Source organism: Rhizobium laguerreae, from assembly GCF_019778565.1.
Classification (GTDB): Bacteria; Pseudomonadota; Alphaproteobacteria; order Rhizobiales; family Rhizobiaceae; genus Rhizobium; species Rhizobium laguerreae.
In genome coordinates this window covers 106,603-122,206 of the sequence record NZ_JAAXQT010000009.1, presented here as the reverse complement: position 1 = coordinate 122,206, position 15,604 = coordinate 106,603, and the positions used below count along the sequence as shown (strand labels likewise).

Here is a 15,604-nt window from a genome sequence, read left to right as displayed (position 1 = left end):
GATCTCGAATGATCTGGAATGCGCCTGTTGCCCCGTTCCAGTAGGTTGGCTTTTGAAGACCTGAGTTCATGAATCGCCGTTGGTTCAGGTCCCATCAAAGCGAGGGAACTCGTGCGGCGTCCGATTCACGCGCCGTCTCGGCGATTTCTGGATCGGCGTGATGACAGGCAGTCAGAAGACCAGAGGCCGCCGTTCGCGCGGTCAGGACAGGCTCCTGTTCTGCGCAGATCGACGTTGCTTTCCAGCAACGCGTTCGAAAACGGCATCCGCTGGGCGGATTTGCGGGGCTCGGCAGATCTCCCTGCAGGACGATGCGCTTGTGCTGCGCGCGACGCCTCGGATCCGGTGTCGGGACCGCCGACATCAGGGCCTGCGTATAGGGATGGGCCGCCGCGCTGAAGATCGATTGCTTCGGCCCCGTTTCGATGATCTTGCCGAGATACATGACCATGACACGGTCCGAGACATGCCGCACGACGGCGAGATCATGCGCGACGAACAGCATCGCCAGATTGCGCTCGCGCCTCAGTCCGGCGAGCAGATTGATCACTTGCGCCTGGACCGAGACGTCAAGGGCCGAGACAGGCTCGTCGCAGACAAGAAGTGTCGGATTGAGGGCGAGAGCGCGGGCAATTCCAAGGCGTTGCCGCTGGCCGCCTGAAAATTCCGAGGGATAACGGTCCGCATGCTCGGCGCGCATCCCTACGGATTCGAGCAGCTTGACCGTCTCTTCACGCCAGTTGCTCCTAGGCACGACCCCCGGGTGCAATGCCCAGGGTTCCGAAATCAGTCGGTCGACCCGCATGCGGGGATTGAGCGACTGGTAGGGATCCTGGAAGACGACCTGCATCTTGCGGCGCAGTTCATGCAGCGGCCGGCCGCTGGCTGTCGTAATGTCCACGCCGTCAAGCAAAGCGCTGCCGCTTGTCGCCGGCCCAAGCTTCAAGAGCGTCCGAACCAACGAGGTTTTGCCGCAACCGCTTTCGCCGACGAGGCCGAGCGTCTCTCCCTTGGCAATCTCGAAGCTGACATCGTCGACGGCACGCACCGGCGCCGAGGCGCTGCCGAAGTGTCGGGAAAGGTTTTGGACCTTGAGCAGAGGTTCGATCATACTGGTGATACCGGGAAGTGGCAGGCGGCCTGGCGGCCCGGCCCTACGATTTCGAGATGGGGGACGACCTCGGCACAGAGCCCTTCGGCGCGTGGACAGCGGGTTCTGAAGGCGCAGCCGGAGGGCAGGGCGACAGGATTGGGGGCGGAGCCGGGGATCGGCACCAATTCGTCTTCATCCGTGTCCATGCGCGGCTGCGAGGCAAGCAATCCGACGCTGTAGGGATGGCGGGCATCTTCGAACAGTTCGAAGACGCTTGCGGTCTCGACGACGCGGCCGGCATACATGACGGCGACCCGATCGGCGAGTTCGGCGACGACGCCGAGATCATGGGTGATGAAGATCATGCCGGCATCGCTGCGCTTGCGGATCGTCCCCAGAAGATCGACCACCTGCGCCTGGATCGTGACGTCGAGCGCTGTCGTCGGCTCGTCTGCAATGATGACATCCGGTTCCAACGCCACGGCCATGGCAATCATGATGCGTTGGCGCATACCGCCCGAAAACTCATGAGGATATTGCTTGGCACGGCTTTCAGGGTCAGGAATGCCGATGGCCGTCAGAAGGTCGATCACGGCTTTTTCGACACCGCCTTCCGGAGTACGGCCGTGAATGCGGAACATTTCAGCGATCTGCCAACCCACGGAATAGACCGGGTTGAGCGCTGCGAGCGCATCCTGAAAGATCAGGGCGATCCGATCGCCGCAGAGATCGCGCCGCTCGTTTCGCGAGAGCTGCAACAGCTCGACACCGTCGAACCGGATCGATCCTCTATTGATTTCGCCCGGCGGGTTGGGAACGAGATCCATGATGGCCGATGCGGTCACCGACTTGCCGGAGCCGCTTTCGCCGAGAAGCGCCAGGACCTCTCCACGCTCGAGCGAGAAGGAGACGCCGTTAAGCGCCAGGATGCGGCCCGCGGCCGTATCGAAACTGACCTGCAAGTCCTCGACTTCGAGAAGAGCCATCAGCGCCTCCGGCTGACAAGACGCCAGTGCTGCGACGGGTCATTGACGATCCGGAACCAGTTGGCGAGGAGATTGAAGGACATGGTTGTGAGCATCACAGCCAGGCCGGGGAAAAAGCCCAGCCACCAGGCGGATGAGAGATATCCCTGGCCCTGCGCCACCATCAGACCCCAGCTCACTGCAGGCGGCTGGATGCCGAGACCGAGATAGCTCAGCCCGGATTCGAACAGCATGACCATGGCGAGATTGACCGAGGCGAGCGTCAGCATCGTGGGAGCGACGCTCGGGAGAATGTGTTTGCGCAATATCCAGACAGGCCCGCCGCCGAAGACGCGCGCTGCATCAACGAAAAGCCTCTCCCGGACTTCCAGAGTTTCGGCTCTTGCGACGCGGATATAGGCAGGCATGCGGGTAACGGCGAGCACGATGATGAGGTTGCCGACGCTCGGGCCGAACAGGTAGAGCCCGAAGAGCGCCACCAGCAGCGTCGGGAAACCCAGGATGATGTCGCAGATCCGCATGACCAGGTTGCCGATGATGCCACCGAAGTAGCCGGCGATCACGCCGAGCAGCGTTCCGCCGATCAGGCTCGTCAGAACAGTCACAAGCGCTATGCCGATCGTCGTCGATGCCGCCTGGATGAGGCGAACGAGGAGTGGGCGCCCGAGGGCGTCGGCGCCTAGCCACAACGTCCAGAACTGGCCGAAGTCGAAGGGCGGCAGGTTGCGCGCCTTCAGCGAAATGCGGTTTTCGCCGAGCAGCGACGATGCATCCGCAAGGATGGCAAGGACGACGATCAGCAGCCAGATTGTCGCGGCGACCGCCATCGGGTCGCCTGCGAGCGCGCGCATGAACCACAAGATGCGGCGGCTGCGGCGCTCGCGGGCCGGGAGGAAGTCGGCGGACGTGCTGGTCATTCGACCCTCACACGCGGATCGATCGACGCATAGAGCATGTCGACCAGGATATTGATGAAGAAAATGACGACGGCGACTGCGAAGATCGATGCCTGGACGATCGCGAAGTCGCGCTTCAGGATGCCGTCGATCAGCAGCTTGCCGATGCCGGGAAACCCGAAAACAACCTCGACGACGCCACCGCCACCGGCGAACTGGGCGGCGAGGTCACCGGTGACGGTCACCGCGGGCAGCAGGGCATTGCGCAGCGCATGCACAAAGGTAACCCGGCCGCCACGCGCGCCCTTGGCCCGCGCAGTCCGAACAAATGTAGCGTTCAGTGCTTCGATCATCGAGCCGCGGACGATCTGTACCAACGTCCCGAACGGTCTGGCAAAAAGACAGGCAACCGGCAGGATCCAATAGATCGGACCGCCGAAACCCGATGTCGGCAGAATGCGCAAGGTGACGGCAAACAGCAGGACGCCCATCAGCCCGAGCCAGAAATCCGGCACGCTGGCCGCTGCCTGCGACAGCACGTTGATAGCCCGGTCGATCCAGCCGCCGGCGTTCACAGCGGCAATCGATCCAATGATGACGGCAGCGATGAAGGCCAGGGTCAAGGCGATGGCACCGAGCGCCAGAGTATTCGGCAACGCCTCCAGGACAACGTCCATGGCCGGGCGGTTGTGCCAAATCGACGTGCCGAAATCGAGGCTCAGCATGTCCCCGGCCCAGTCGAGGAATTGCCACGGGAGGGAGCGATCGAGACCGAGACGGACACGCATGGCTTCGCGGGCCGCATCCGAGGCATCGACCGGCAGGTAGAGATTGACGGGATCGCCCGTCAACCGCACCAGGAAGAAGGCAGATGTCATCAGTGCGGCAAGTGCGAGTGCCGCAAAGGCCGCACGTTTCAGGAAGTAGGTGAAGGACATCCGCTCTCCTCAAGGGACGTTCGGCAACCAGTCTGCGCCGTCAGCGGTAGCTGATCGATTTAAGCTTGATCTCGTTGCCGGCCTGCACATCGGGCGTATAGGTGACGTTCTCGGCGACGCGGGCAATCGTGACCATGTGGAACAGCGGGACGATATTGACCGCATCGACGGCGATGTAGCTGAACGCCTCCTCGAACAGTTTTTTGCGTTGGTCGCCGGTTGCCTTCGACGCGTCGCCAATCAATGTGTCGAGCCTGGTATCGGCGATGGTCGACTGGTTGCCGTCGGTGGTAAAACGGTTCGGCAGCGTGAATACGGCGTCGCCTTCGGTGTTGTCGATCTGCGTCTGCAGGATCGACGGCTGACGTTCCTTGTCCCAAGGTTTCAGCAGCTTCTTCAGCCACGGACTCGTTTCAAGCATTTCGAGCCGGGCATTGAAGCCGGCATCCGCGAGCATCGCCTGAATGGCTTCCAGGCTTTCGGACGAATTGGGATAGATGCCGATGCGGCCGTAGATGACGATTTCCTTGTCGACCGGCACGCCATCGGCTTTGGCCGCGGCGAGCAGGGATTTCGCTTTTTCGGGATCATACGTCCAGATGGGGATGTCGGGATTGAAGCCGAAGACGGACGGCGGCACCGCCTGCATCGCCTTTTGGGCATCCTGGTGGAAGATGGTGCCGACAAGGCCGTCCCGGTCGATCGCAAGATTAAGGGCTTCACGCACGCGTTTGTCGTTGAGCGGCGGAATTTCTGCGTCGATCCTCAGCAGCGAGGTTTCGGCGTTCGGGAAGGCATGATCCTGTTCTGTGGTGCCGTCCTGGGGCGCTATTTCATATGCGATCTGCGCCTCCCCGGTGGCGACCATCGCCGCGCGAACAGCGGATTCGGCCCGCCAGATGATGGTCGCGTTCTTGATCGCCGGCTTGTCGCCCCAATAGCCGTCATAGGCCACGAGGTCGACTGATTGCCCTGGCGTCCACGCTGCAAGCTTGTAAGGTCCGGTTCCGGCCGGGGAGCGCGACTTGCCGTCGTTCGCGGTCGCCGGCGAACCGATGTCCACGGCGGACATCTTGTTCGGCAGGATCGGCTCGACGATATCAGTTTTGATGAGGAGGGTCGTCGGGTCCACCGCTTCTGCATTGAACTTGACGCCCTTCAACGTCGCAAGACCGACTTCGCAGGCCAGTGCCGGATCCTGCGCCCGCTTGAGAGCGGCAACGACTGCATTGGCATCGAACGCCTTGCCGTCGTGGAAGGTGACGTCGCCGCGGAGCTTGAATTCCCAGGTCAGCTCGTCCACTTGCCGCCAGCTGGTGGCAAGGCTCGGGACGACCGATCCGTCGGCCGGGCTCAGATTGACGAGCGCTTCCGTGATGTTGTTGTGCAGAATGCGAGAATTGCCCGAAAGGTCGGTGTCACAAGGATCGAGCGACTTCGGTTCGTCGGTCACCACCACCGTCAGCTTATCCGAGGCAGCGTCGGCGCGAATTGCGGTGCCCGGAGCCAGCAAAAATGCCAGTCCGATGCTCAGCGCGCCAATTCCCTTCATCTTCTTCATGAAATCCCTCCTCCAGATCCAAACGAGCGGCATCCCGTCCATCGCAGTGCCGTCTTGTGAAACCCATCCGGTTGCGCACCGCCGCAGCGGGTATCCAAATGGCTTTACTTCCTCCGCCAAGCGCGTAGTGTCAAATGTGACACTCACAAGACTGAGCATGCTCGCTCAGTCCTGCGAAGTCAATATTATAATTCTCATATGGAATTTGTAGTTCATGATTGAACCGAAACATGGATCACCCGTCGTCGAAAAGACCGCCCACCTGCTTGAGGCCGTTGCCGATGCGAAGACGGGAATTTCCTTGGCCGCGCTGGTTGATCAGCTGGGAGTTCCGCGTTCGACCGTCTATCGGATCCTCAATTCATTGGCCGCGCATGGGCTTGTCGCGCGGGTGAATGGTGGAGCGTCCTACGAGTTGGGGCCAAAATTCGTCGAGCTTGCGCGGCGCATCTCGCCCGGCGCCGACAGGGCAACGGTGATCGAGGCGGCAAGGCCGATCCTGACGGCTGCGGCTGACCGCATTTTCGAATCCTTCAGGCTGGCCGCCCCCGAAGGCAACGAGATGATGACGATATTTGCAGCCTCCAGTCCCGGCGATTATTCGCTTTTCATCAAGGTCGGCAGCCGCTCGCGCAAACATGTCGGCGCCGCCGGCAAGCTCGCTCTTGCCTATTCGGACTACGGTGACATAGAGGCCTATTGCAGCGGCGGACTGGAGTCGAAGACGCCATATACGATTACCGATCCGGAGGCGCTGAAGGAAGCACTCGTTGAAATTCGGCGCAATGGATGCGCCGAGGACAATCAGGAATCCAACCTCGGTCTCCGGGCCTTTGCCGCGCCCGTTTTTGATTCCGACGGTCGACTCGTCGCGACGATCAGCGTCCCGTTTATCGGTGAAGCGACGCCGGACAGGGCACGGGCAATCAAGCGCGAGGTTGTGGAGGGTGCCGCCATCTTGACAAAGGCGATTAACGGCAAGCAACCTTTATCCAAATAAGAAACATAAAATTCTTTATTGAACTATCTTCTTGTTGTGGTAGAGCTTCCACCGGACAATGGAGGATCTCATGACGGCTTTGGACCCATCAGTTTACGCAAAGCTTTTGCGGACGAATTCTGCAAGTCTCAGCACTCTGTTGCTGAAGCGTGGCCTGAAGAACACCGCGGTTCGCGGCGTGCGGCCGCTGGCCAGCGCCGGCAAGCCGATGATCGGCCCTGCCGTCACCGTACGTTACATTCCCGCCCGGGAGGATATCGACGGTTCGACTTACAGTTCGGATCCATCCAATCAACAGCGCAAGGCCATCGATACGATCCCCGACGGCCATGTTCTCGTCTTCGATTGCCGTTCATTGGCGGAAGTCGCCGGCATTGGCGCCATGCTTGCCCGTCGTCTTGTCTATCGTGGCGCCGCCGGCCTCGTGCTCGACGGCGGCGTCCGCGATACGGCCGATATCGCGCAGCTGGGGCTCCCGACCTACTGCATGGGACCGGCAGCGCCGGCGAACCTGGTTGCCCACCATGCGTCAGATATGAACCAGCCAATCGCCTGCGGCGGCGTCGCCGTTTATCCCGATGACATCATCTTTGGCGACAGCGAAGCGGTGATCGTTATTCCGCGGGAATATGTCGATGACATTGCCGAAGAAGCTGTTGCGATGGAGGAGCAGGAAGAGTTTCTCAAGCTGGAAATCGAGTCAGGCAAATCGACCTTGGGAGTATACCCGCCCAACAGAGAGACCCTCGAACGTTATGAGGCCTGGCGTCAAGCGCGTCATATGACGGCATGACACCATTGCTTCAAAGTATTGTCTAAGGCTGCCGTCTGCTCGCAGATTGCGTTCGTTCTTTGAAACGCGCCGATGCTGCCGACATTGCAAAGCCGCCACGGGAATATTAGGGGACGAGCGCTATCCACTGGGGTAGCTGCTTGACGCTCCACGCACGCGACTTCACACTTGCAGTGTCGAAGGTGAGTCGGACAGACGGAACCGTTTTTTCGCATCCGTTGCTCATCTCAGGGGGAGTCGTCAGCAGGGTTGATTGGTCCATGCGCCGACTGACACCGGTTGATCGGCAAATAGGATCGAGATTGATTGAGTTCGAACTCGCAGCCGCTCCTATTTGCTTGTGAGGTCGCGCCGTGGATAAAGTGCCATCAGCAGTCGATCCTCCTCGCGACAGCCCGCCTTGGCACGGGAATTTCCCAATGCCGAGGAACCGCTGGTCCCTGCTTTGGCCAGGGCTTTTGATATTAATTTTGCTTCTTGCAGGCACCGTCGTTTTTTACCGTGAAATCCATCACCTCGAAGATCCGGTCGGCCCCTTCGAAAATCGAGTTCTCAATAAAGCTGCCCGATCACCTCGCATAGCCGCCCGCCCTGATCCGGCGGCTCCTTCTCCCCTCCCGCCGACGCCGATATCGCTGCAGCTGATCGAGATCCCGAAGTTGGAGTTGGCAAGTCAATTTCTGCGGATGTGGCGTGTCTCGGGGTCGAACTTTTGCGGTGCTCTTCGAGAAGCCGGCATCGATATGAGCGAATGGAAAGCCGCATCGATGCGCAATCGCAGCTATGAATGTTATTTTCAGCGCATCTACGAACGGGACGAGGTGCGTCCACTCAGCTCGACCTTCGTTAAGGTTCGTGGAGATGAATTGGGCAATATTCTTGAGCTCCGCGCCAAGATCATTGGGCCGACGACCGACGCTCAGGGGCGTCTCGCCCCAGCCGTCCTGCGGATTTTCGAGATCATCGTGAAGCAGGCGTGCTGGCGTGATTTCGAGGATGCTCTTGCGTCCATCCAAAACCTTCAAGATGTCGAATACGAACGATTCGGCTCCTATCTCAGCTTCACGCGCGAAGCCGGCAGCGGAAATATCTTCAATTTTCTTCTTGGTCTTAAGGCGACTTCAGATTCGCAGGTGAGGACTAAGGCGTATTTTTCGACCGAGCGCTGGCTCCGAATGCCCGTCGTGTTCCAGCGAGCTTCATCCTCAGGGAGCGCTCGGGCACGTCCATATCAGCCACCTGCGCTCAATGACGTCGCTAGCACCCGTCACAATCCAAGATCAAGCAACTGTGGCTGAACATCGACGATTTCATCGTATTGAGCGATGAAAGCGTCACGCCGAGCAGCCGAACTGGACGCTTGAAGGATAATGGACGGGCAAGGGGTCAGGAGGTCGCAAGCCCGCCGAAGGCCCTCGAAGTAGTGTTCGCTGAACCATTCCATGAATGCTGCGATCATCTCAGGAACTTCTTGTACACATACTATGTGTACGCTACATTGCGATTAAGGAGATAATTATGCCGAGAACCGCGGACAACAAAACCGAACGCTACCAGCTCCGTATCCCGCCAAAGCAGAAGGCAATTATCGCGCGCGCGGCTGCCCTCTCGAACAAGGATATGGCAGATTTCATTCTCGATAAGATAGTACCTGAAGCCGAAGCCGTCATCCAGGCTGCTGAAGTTGAGACCGTGTCGAGCCGCGATTTCATCCGCATCCTCGACCTGCTTGAACACCCGCCAAAACCGAACGCGAAACTACGCGCTGCGATCTCTGCTCTACCGGATGCCCTGTGACCCTCCCCGTCTGGCATGAAGAGCCGATCGCTAAGTCGCACGATCGGGCCTCATTCGATTGCGGCGATGGGGCAATGAACGAGTTCATTCGGCGCTTCGCTCGGCAGAGCCATGAGCAGAATGCGGCGAAGACCTTCTGCGCCATCGACAAGGCCCAACCTGATCGCATCCTCGGATTCTACACAGTCGCGCCTTCGGCCGTTACACATGAGGCCGTGCCTCCAAAGCTGACGAGAGGCCTCGCACGCCATGAAGTCGCAGGCTTCAAGCTTGCGCGCTTGGCAACCGACATAAAGGTGGCGGGAAAGGGTTTAGGCGGCCAGCTCATCGCTGCTGCAGCGCTCCGTTGCCTGCGGCTCGCCAGCGAGGGCGGCGGGATCCTGCTCATCATCGATGCCAAGAGCGAACGCGCCGCCCATTGGTATGCCAGCTATGGCGCCGAACCGCTGCAAGGGAAACCACTCACCCTCGTTATGCCGCTTGCCACCTTCGCCGCCGACTTCAAGGCCAAGGGGCTCTTGTAGCCGGTTAGCCGCCAAGCCATTGATATCCTCGATCCAGCAAAACAGGGCTCTGCGCGTTGCGGGCGGGAGGTGCCGGCTTGAACCGCGACATCTCACACCATCAGTCAAAGCTGTTTGCCAGCAGAACCGCGGAGAGCTTTTTTATTCCCGCGGCAAGTCCTATCCAGAAATCCTCGGCGACTAAGATTGAGGCGATGCCGCCGAACGCATGGACAGGCCCGGAAAAGAACATATCTTCAAGAGGCCTTCCTTTCTGGAAGCCTCGATCCAAACAGCACGGGCAAACATCCAATGACCAAAGGCTCCGATCTTCTAGTGGCAGCGCTTGAGAACGAAGGTGTCGAGCGCATTTTCGGCATCCCAGGCGAAGAGAATCTCGACGTCGTCGAATCCATCCGAAAGTCGTCGATTGAGCTCGTCCTCACCCGACACGAACAGGCGGCGGCTTTCATGGCCGCGACCTATGGCCGCCTGACTGGAAAGCCCGGCGTCTGCCTGACGACGCTCGGGCCTGGTGCTCTGAACCTCTCGACGGGTGCCGCCTATGCCTTGCTCGGCGCGATGCCGATGGTGATGATAACCGGTCAGAAGGGGATTCTCTCGTCCCGCCAGGCGCGTTTCCAGGTGGTCGATGTCGTCGCGTCGATGAAGCCGCTGACCAAGCTCGCAAGGCAGATCGTGTCGCCGCAGATGATCCCGACGACGGTCAGGGAGGCGTTCCGCATCGCCCAGGAGGAAAGGCCGGGGCCGGTACATCTGGAGCTTCCGGAAGATATTGCGGCTGAAGAATGCCAGGAAGTGGCACTGATTGCACCGCATCAGCTCGAACTGCCGACGGCAAGCGATGCGGCCCTCGATCGCGCCGCCGCCCTCATCGCCGCAGCCAAACGTCCGCTTCTGATGTTCGGGGCCGCCGCCTCGCGTCCCCGCTCGACATCGGATATTGCGCAGTTTGTGATCCGTACGCGCATTCCGTTCTTTACCACTCAGATGGGGAAGGGAACGGTGCCCGGCGGAACCGAACTTTATATGGGCACCGCCGCGCTGTCGGAGCGGGATTATGTCCACGAGGCCATCGAACAGGCAGACCTTATCATCACGATCGGGCACGACACGATCGAGAAGCCACCCTTCATCATGGGCAAGGGCGGCCCGAAGGTCGTCCATGTCGGATATCAGCCGGCGACCGTTGAGCAGGTCTACTTCCCGCAATCCGAAGTCATCGGCGACATCGGCCCTTCGCTGAAGGCGCTGGCGGATCGCCTCGAGGGCAAGCTGCCAAACGCGCAGGCGCTTCTTCACCTGCGGGAGCGCATTCTCGAGCGCATTGCCGCGCGGGCGACGGAGGATCGCTTCACGCCGCAGCGACTGGTTTACGATATAAGAGAGGTGATGCCGCATGATGGCATCCTGGCGCTCGACAACGGCATGTACAAGATCTGGTTCGCGCGCAACTACCGAACGCGGATGGCGAACACGCTGCTGCTCGACAATGCTCTTGCAACGATGGGAGCCGGGCTGCCGTCGGCGATGGTTGCCTCGATGCTATACCCCGAGCGGCGGGTCATGGCGATCTGTGGTGACGGCGGCTTCATGATGAACTCCCAGGAACTCGAGACCGCCGTCAGGCTGAAGCTCAACCTCGTCGTTCTTGTCATCGAGGACAATGCTTATGGGATGATCCGCTGGAAGCAGGCCGTAGACGAATTCCCGGATTTCGGGATGACCTTCGGCAATCCCGACTTCGTGAAATATGCCGAATCCTACGGCGCCAGGGGAACCAGGGTCGACGATATCGGCCAGTTCAAACAGGTTCTCGAAGAGGCATTCTCCGGAGGTGGCGTCCATCTGGTGAACGTTCCGGTCGACTATTCGGAAAATGAGCGCGTGCTGGTGAAGGAGCTTCGTGAACGGCTCCCTGATATATTGGAGGTCTGAGAGATGGCCGACGGATCAGGCGGCACTCCGCCCGGAGGTTACCGGCGGTATTAGCAGCCGTCCTCGTCCGTGAGCAGGATGGCTACGGTGTCGAATATCCCGCAGAATTAGATAAGCGTTGGATAAGAGCTTGTTAAGCCAGGATAGGCTTGCCTCGCCTGATATCGGGAGGCATGGTCTGTCGCGGAACAACGGAATCGCGAACCGCGGACGAGGCCTACTGCAAAGCGCTACAGTGTCCTTGCGTGTCCGAAAAGACGCGCGGCGCTGGAGGCCATGCTCGAAAGCTCGCGGCGCATCGCAAACATGGCTGATTAATGTTTTCCTTCCTGCACAGTTCGGACCTTCATATTGGCAAACGATTTGGCAATCTTCCGGAGGATTTGAGAGGGCGCCTGCGCGAGGCGCGGCATGGCGTGATCGCCAGGCTTGCCGGTGCGGCACGTGAGCATGGGGCAGGTGTCATCCTGCTCGCAGGCGACACGTTCGATACCGAGACGCCGACACCTGCCGTGCTTCGCCAAGCGCTTGGCGAGATGGCCCGGAATACGCCGCTGCGCTGGGTCCTGCTTCCTGGCAACCACGATTCGCTGCTGGCGGACCAGCTCTGGAGTGCTGCGCGCAGCGTGGTGCCCGACAATGTCATCCTGGCGATGGAAGCGGCGCCCCTTCCGCTTGGACCTGATGTCATCCTGCTGCCGGCGCCTTGCACGGCCAGGCGGCCGGGCCGCGACCTGACCGAATGGATGACGGGTGCAGCCACGCCGGACGGCTCTATCCGCATCGGCCTCGCCCATGGCCCGATCCAGGAATTCTCGGAGGATGCCACGGCCACCAACGTGATTGCGCCGAACCGCGCGGCGCTGGCCGGCCTCGATTACATGGCGCTCGGCGATTGGCACGGCTCGGTCGCGGTCGACGCCAGAACATATTACAGCGGCGCGCCCGAGCCCGACCGGTTCAAGCATGACCGGCCGGGGCAGGCGATGGTCGTTTCCATTGCCGGGCAGGGGGCGATGCCGACGACGACGGCTGTCGCGACTGCCAGCTTTTCCTGGCAGACATTGCAGCTTCCGCTGCTGGCGTCAGAAGACGGTGTTGAAGCGCTGAAGGCGGCACTGCCGGAACCGTTCGCGCGGCGACAAACCCTGTTGCGTGTCGCGCTGTCCGGCCGTGCCCGATTGAACGGGCGCACAGCAATGACCAGCCTGCTGCAACAGGTCGCGCCGGAATTTGCGCATCTGGAGATCGATACGGAACTGCTGGGGACCGATTGCGAGAGCGATGATCTCGAGATCATCGACCGAGCCGGTGCGCTGCGCGATACTGCGGAGTTGCTGCTTGCCGAAAGCCTCGACCAATCCCGATCGGGCGATGACAGGGGTGTGGCGCGTGAGGCGTTGATCCGCCTGTTTTCCTATTGCGAGGCGATCGATCGATGAAACTCAACGCTCTTCGCCTTCATAACGTCAAACGCTTCGCTGGCCGCGGCATATCTGTCGAAGGAATCGCCGACGGCGTCAACGTGCTGAGCGCTGCCAACGAACACGGCAAATCAACCTGTTTCGAGGCGCTGCATGCGCTGTTCTTCCAGCCGCACGGCGGCACGCCAAAGAGCGTGCAGATGCTGCGCCCCTATAGCGGCGGCAATCCGATCGTCGAGGCCGATATCACGATCGAAGCCGGCCGCTACCGCCTGACCAAGCAGTTCTATGGCGGACGGCGCGCCAGCGTCACCGATCTCGGCAGCGGCCGGCTCGTCGCCCAGGCCGACGAGGCCGAGGCTTTCATCGGCGATCTCATTTCCGGCGGAACTGCCGGCCCGGCAGGCCTGCTCTGGGTGCGCCAGGGCGTCACCGGCATCGAAAATCGCAGCAAGAGTGAGGAAGAAAACGACAAGCGGGTGCGCGAAAGCCTGCTGTCTTCGGTGCAGGGCGAGGTGGAGGCGCTGACGGGCGGGCGGCGCATGTCGGCAGTGCTCGAAGCCTGCGAGGATGAACTCAATCGCCTGGTCACCGCGACGCTCCGGCCAAAGGCCGGAGGCCGCTTTGCCGCCGCGCTCGAGGAGTGTGACCGGTTGCAGGCGGAGGAGGCGCGGCTGGCCAAGGAGGTGGAGATGCTGCACGGCGCACTCGATCGCCGCCGCTCAGTGCAGGCGAGACTCAGCGAACTGGAAAATTCGGACGAAGAGGCCGGCCGGAAGACGGCGATTGCCAACGCCGAGTCGGTGCTCGAAGCCGCTAAACTGCATGACAGGGAACTCAAGGCGCTCGACGCCGAGGCTACTTTGGCCGCCAGTCGCCGCGATGAGGCGCAGCAGGCATTCGACCGCTTCCACACGGCATTGAACCGCAGTGGCGAACTCGCGCGGCGTTTCGCCTTGGCGGAAAAGGAGCTTTCAAATGCAGCCGAGCGACGCACGGCATCGCTGGCCGAAAGCGAGGCTGCAACGACGGAGGTGCAGGCGGCCGAAGAGGAGGAGCGGTTAAACCGCGAATTGCTGGCGCGGCTGGAGGCAGCGCTACGTTCGCGCCACGCCGCCGAGCGGCTGGCCGAGGTTCGTCTGCATCTCGAACAGGCGGAAGCGGCGCGGCAGCAGATCGAGGACGGAGAGGCTGCGCACGCAATGCTCGCCATTCCAGCCGACGCCATCGAACGACTTGAAGCACTCGACATCAAGATCGTCGGCTTGCGCGCAGCCGCCGAAGTCGGCCTTCCCTCACTCAGGATCGATTACCTGAAGGACGTCTCCGGATTGGTGAGCATGGACCGCCAGCCTTTGCATGGGGGCGAGGATAAGAGCTTTGCCGGGATGGCGAGGCTCGACATAGCGGGCGTCGGCACGCTGACCATCCATTCCGGCCGGCAGGCCGATCACAATGGGGTGTTGGAGACCGCGGAAGCCACGCGCCAAACATTGCTTGCCAAGCTCGGTGTCGACAGTCTGCGGACGGCGCGGCAGCGCGATATTGCTGCGCGGAATAAGCAGGAGGAACTGGTGCGGGCGCGCCAGCGGCTCGCCGATCTCGCCCCGAATGGCATTGACGAGCTTCACCTCGACGCCGCACGCTTTGCCGAACTCAGCCAGGGTGCGGTCGAACTCGACGCCAACCCGGAAGAGGTGCGTGCCGGTCTCGCGGATGCGACACGGCGCATCGAACTGGCGCGCAACAGGGCGCGGGAGGCGTCAGTGATGCGCACGGAAGCCGGCGAGGCCATATTGCGGGCGCAGACCGAGCACGCCAGGCTTGGCCAGGAACTCGAGGCGATCGAGATGGTCATCGGCCCCGAAGCCGGCCGAACTGAATTGCAACGGGACCTTGCGGCAAGGCTTTCCAGCGCCAAAGAACAATGCGACGCGGTTGAGCTCCGGGCCGGGCCTTTGCGCAGGACAGGACGGGACCTCGCCGGCGCAGAGGCCGCCCTTGCCAGGGCGCGCTCGGTCGCCGACGCCGCAAGCCGCGAAATTGCCAGGCTTCGCGAAGAGCTTGCCGATCTCGGCGGTCAGATCCGCACCCGCTCGGACAGTGCGGTGGAAGAAAACTGGTTGGAAACTCGCGGTTTGCTTGACGCGGCGCGGGAACAGGTAAAGCGCTTCGAGACGGAGGTCGCCGTGCTCGATCGCCTGCGCAAGGCGCTGACGGCGACGCGGGCAGCCGCGCGCGACCTTTATCTCAAGCCTGTTATGAACGAACTCGCCCCGCTGCTCGGCCTGCTGTTCGACGATATCTCGATTACCTTCGACGGCGACACCTTGCTGCCGCAGATCGTGCGCCGCAACGGCCTGGACGAGGATGTCGACCGGCTGAGCGGCGGTATGCGGGAGCAACTCTCGGTGCTGACCCGCCTTGCATTCGCAAGGCTGCTTGCCCGCGACGGCCGGCCGGCACCCGTCATCCTCGACGATGCGCTTGTTTATTCCGACGACGACCGGATCGAGCGGATGTTCGATGCGCTGCACCGCCAATCGCGCGACCAGCAGATCCTCGTCTTCTCCTGCCGCCAGCGCGCCTTCGCCAAGCTGGGCGGCAATGTGCTCACCATGCAGCCATGGCAGCCGGAATAGGGCGAGCAGCCG

General features: G+C 61.3%; 13 protein-coding genes. 8 read left to right on the top strand and 5 right to left on the bottom strand.

Annotation, left to right across the window (positions count from 1 at the left end; translation table 11 throughout):
• Nucleotides 1–94: 94 nt before the first annotated feature.
• Genes HFO71_RS25485 through HFO71_RS25465 form a run of 5 tightly spaced genes read right to left on the bottom strand, consistent with a single transcriptional unit; the run spans nucleotide 95 to nucleotide 5,474 of the window.
• The gene (locus HFO71_RS25485; RefSeq protein WP_131641108.1) at nucleotides 95–1,111 is read right to left on the bottom strand and encodes an ABC transporter ATP-binding protein; all 1,017 of its coding nucleotides are present in this window, start codon (nucleotides 1,109–1,111) and stop codon (nucleotides 95–97) included.
• Nucleotides 1,108–2,079 carry an ABC transporter ATP-binding protein gene (locus tag HFO71_RS25480; protein WP_221976211.1) on the bottom strand — a complete coding sequence of 324 codons (972 nt, stop codon included), beginning with the start codon at nucleotides 2,077–2,079 and terminating at the stop codon, nucleotides 1,108–1,110. The genes HFO71_RS25485 and HFO71_RS25480 overlap by 4 nt, the downstream gene beginning before the upstream one ends.
• Nucleotides 2,079–2,996: an ABC transporter permease gene (locus HFO71_RS25475; protein WP_168341212.1), complete on the bottom strand. Its 918-nt coding sequence runs from the start codon at nucleotides 2,994–2,996 to the stop codon at nucleotides 2,079–2,081. The genes HFO71_RS25480 and HFO71_RS25475 overlap by 1 nt, the downstream gene beginning before the upstream one ends.
• Nucleotides 2,993–3,913, bottom strand: coding sequence for an ABC transporter permease (locus HFO71_RS25470; RefSeq protein ID WP_168341213.1), 921 nt, complete (start codon nucleotides 3,911–3,913; stop codon nucleotides 2,993–2,995). Before HFO71_RS25470 ends, HFO71_RS25475 begins: the two co-directional genes overlap by 4 nt.
• Before the next feature lie 40 nt (nucleotides 3,914–3,953).
• Nucleotides 3,954–5,474 carry an ABC transporter substrate-binding protein gene (locus HFO71_RS25465; protein WP_168255593.1) on the bottom strand — a complete coding sequence of 507 codons (1,521 nt, stop codon included), beginning with the start codon at nucleotides 5,472–5,474 and terminating at the stop codon, nucleotides 3,954–3,956.
• 214 nt (nucleotides 5,475–5,688) lie between these two features.
• Here HFO71_RS25465 and HFO71_RS25460 point away from each other — a divergent pair, with 214 nt between their 5' ends.
• The 8 genes from HFO71_RS25460 to HFO71_RS25425 all read left to right on the top strand — a co-directional run bounded on the left by HFO71_RS25460 (nucleotide 5,689) and on the right by HFO71_RS25425 (nucleotide 15,592).
• Nucleotides 5,689–6,474 carry an IclR family transcriptional regulator gene (locus tag HFO71_RS25460; protein ID WP_026158174.1) on the top strand — a complete coding sequence of 262 codons (786 nt, stop codon included), beginning with the start codon at nucleotides 5,689–5,691 and terminating at the stop codon, nucleotides 6,472–6,474.
• A 70-nt stretch (nucleotides 6,475–6,544) separates the two neighbouring features.
• Entirely contained in the window at nucleotides 6,545–7,267 is a 723-nt protein-coding gene (locus tag HFO71_RS25455) for a ribonuclease activity regulator RraA (protein ID WP_131663455.1), read from the top strand.
• A gap of 419 nt (nucleotides 7,268–7,686) precedes the next feature.
• Nucleotides 7,687–8,565, top strand: coding sequence for a DUF6030 family protein (locus HFO71_RS25450; RefSeq protein WP_206988409.1), 879 nt, complete (start codon nucleotides 7,687–7,689; stop codon nucleotides 8,563–8,565).
• Nucleotides 8,566–8,785: 220 nt separating this feature from the next.
• Nucleotides 8,786–9,064 (top strand): type II toxin-antitoxin system TacA family antitoxin, encoded by a 279-nt coding sequence (locus HFO71_RS25445; RefSeq protein WP_025396849.1) that lies wholly within the window; start codon nucleotides 8,786–8,788, stop codon nucleotides 9,062–9,064.
• Nucleotides 9,061–9,588: a GNAT family N-acetyltransferase gene (locus HFO71_RS25440; protein ID WP_025396848.1), complete on the top strand. Its 528-nt coding sequence runs from the start codon at nucleotides 9,061–9,063 to the stop codon at nucleotides 9,586–9,588. The genes HFO71_RS25445 and HFO71_RS25440 overlap by 4 nt, the downstream gene beginning before the upstream one ends.
• Nucleotides 9,589–9,879: 291 nt before the next feature.
• Nucleotides 9,880–11,526, top strand: coding sequence for an acetolactate synthase large subunit (locus HFO71_RS25435; RefSeq protein ID WP_025396847.1), 1,647 nt, complete (start codon nucleotides 9,880–9,882; stop codon nucleotides 11,524–11,526).
• A gap of 317 nt (nucleotides 11,527–11,843) precedes the next feature.
• Nucleotides 11,844–12,968, top strand: coding sequence for a metallophosphoesterase family protein (locus HFO71_RS25430; protein WP_131641116.1), 1,125 nt, complete (start codon nucleotides 11,844–11,846; stop codon nucleotides 12,966–12,968).
• The gene (locus tag HFO71_RS25425) at nucleotides 12,965–15,592 is read left to right on the top strand and encodes an AAA family ATPase (RefSeq protein ID WP_131663457.1); all 2,628 of its coding nucleotides are present in this window, start codon (nucleotides 12,965–12,967) and stop codon (nucleotides 15,590–15,592) included. The genes HFO71_RS25430 and HFO71_RS25425 overlap by 4 nt, the downstream gene beginning before the upstream one ends.
• Nucleotides 15,593–15,604: the final 12 nt, after the last annotated feature.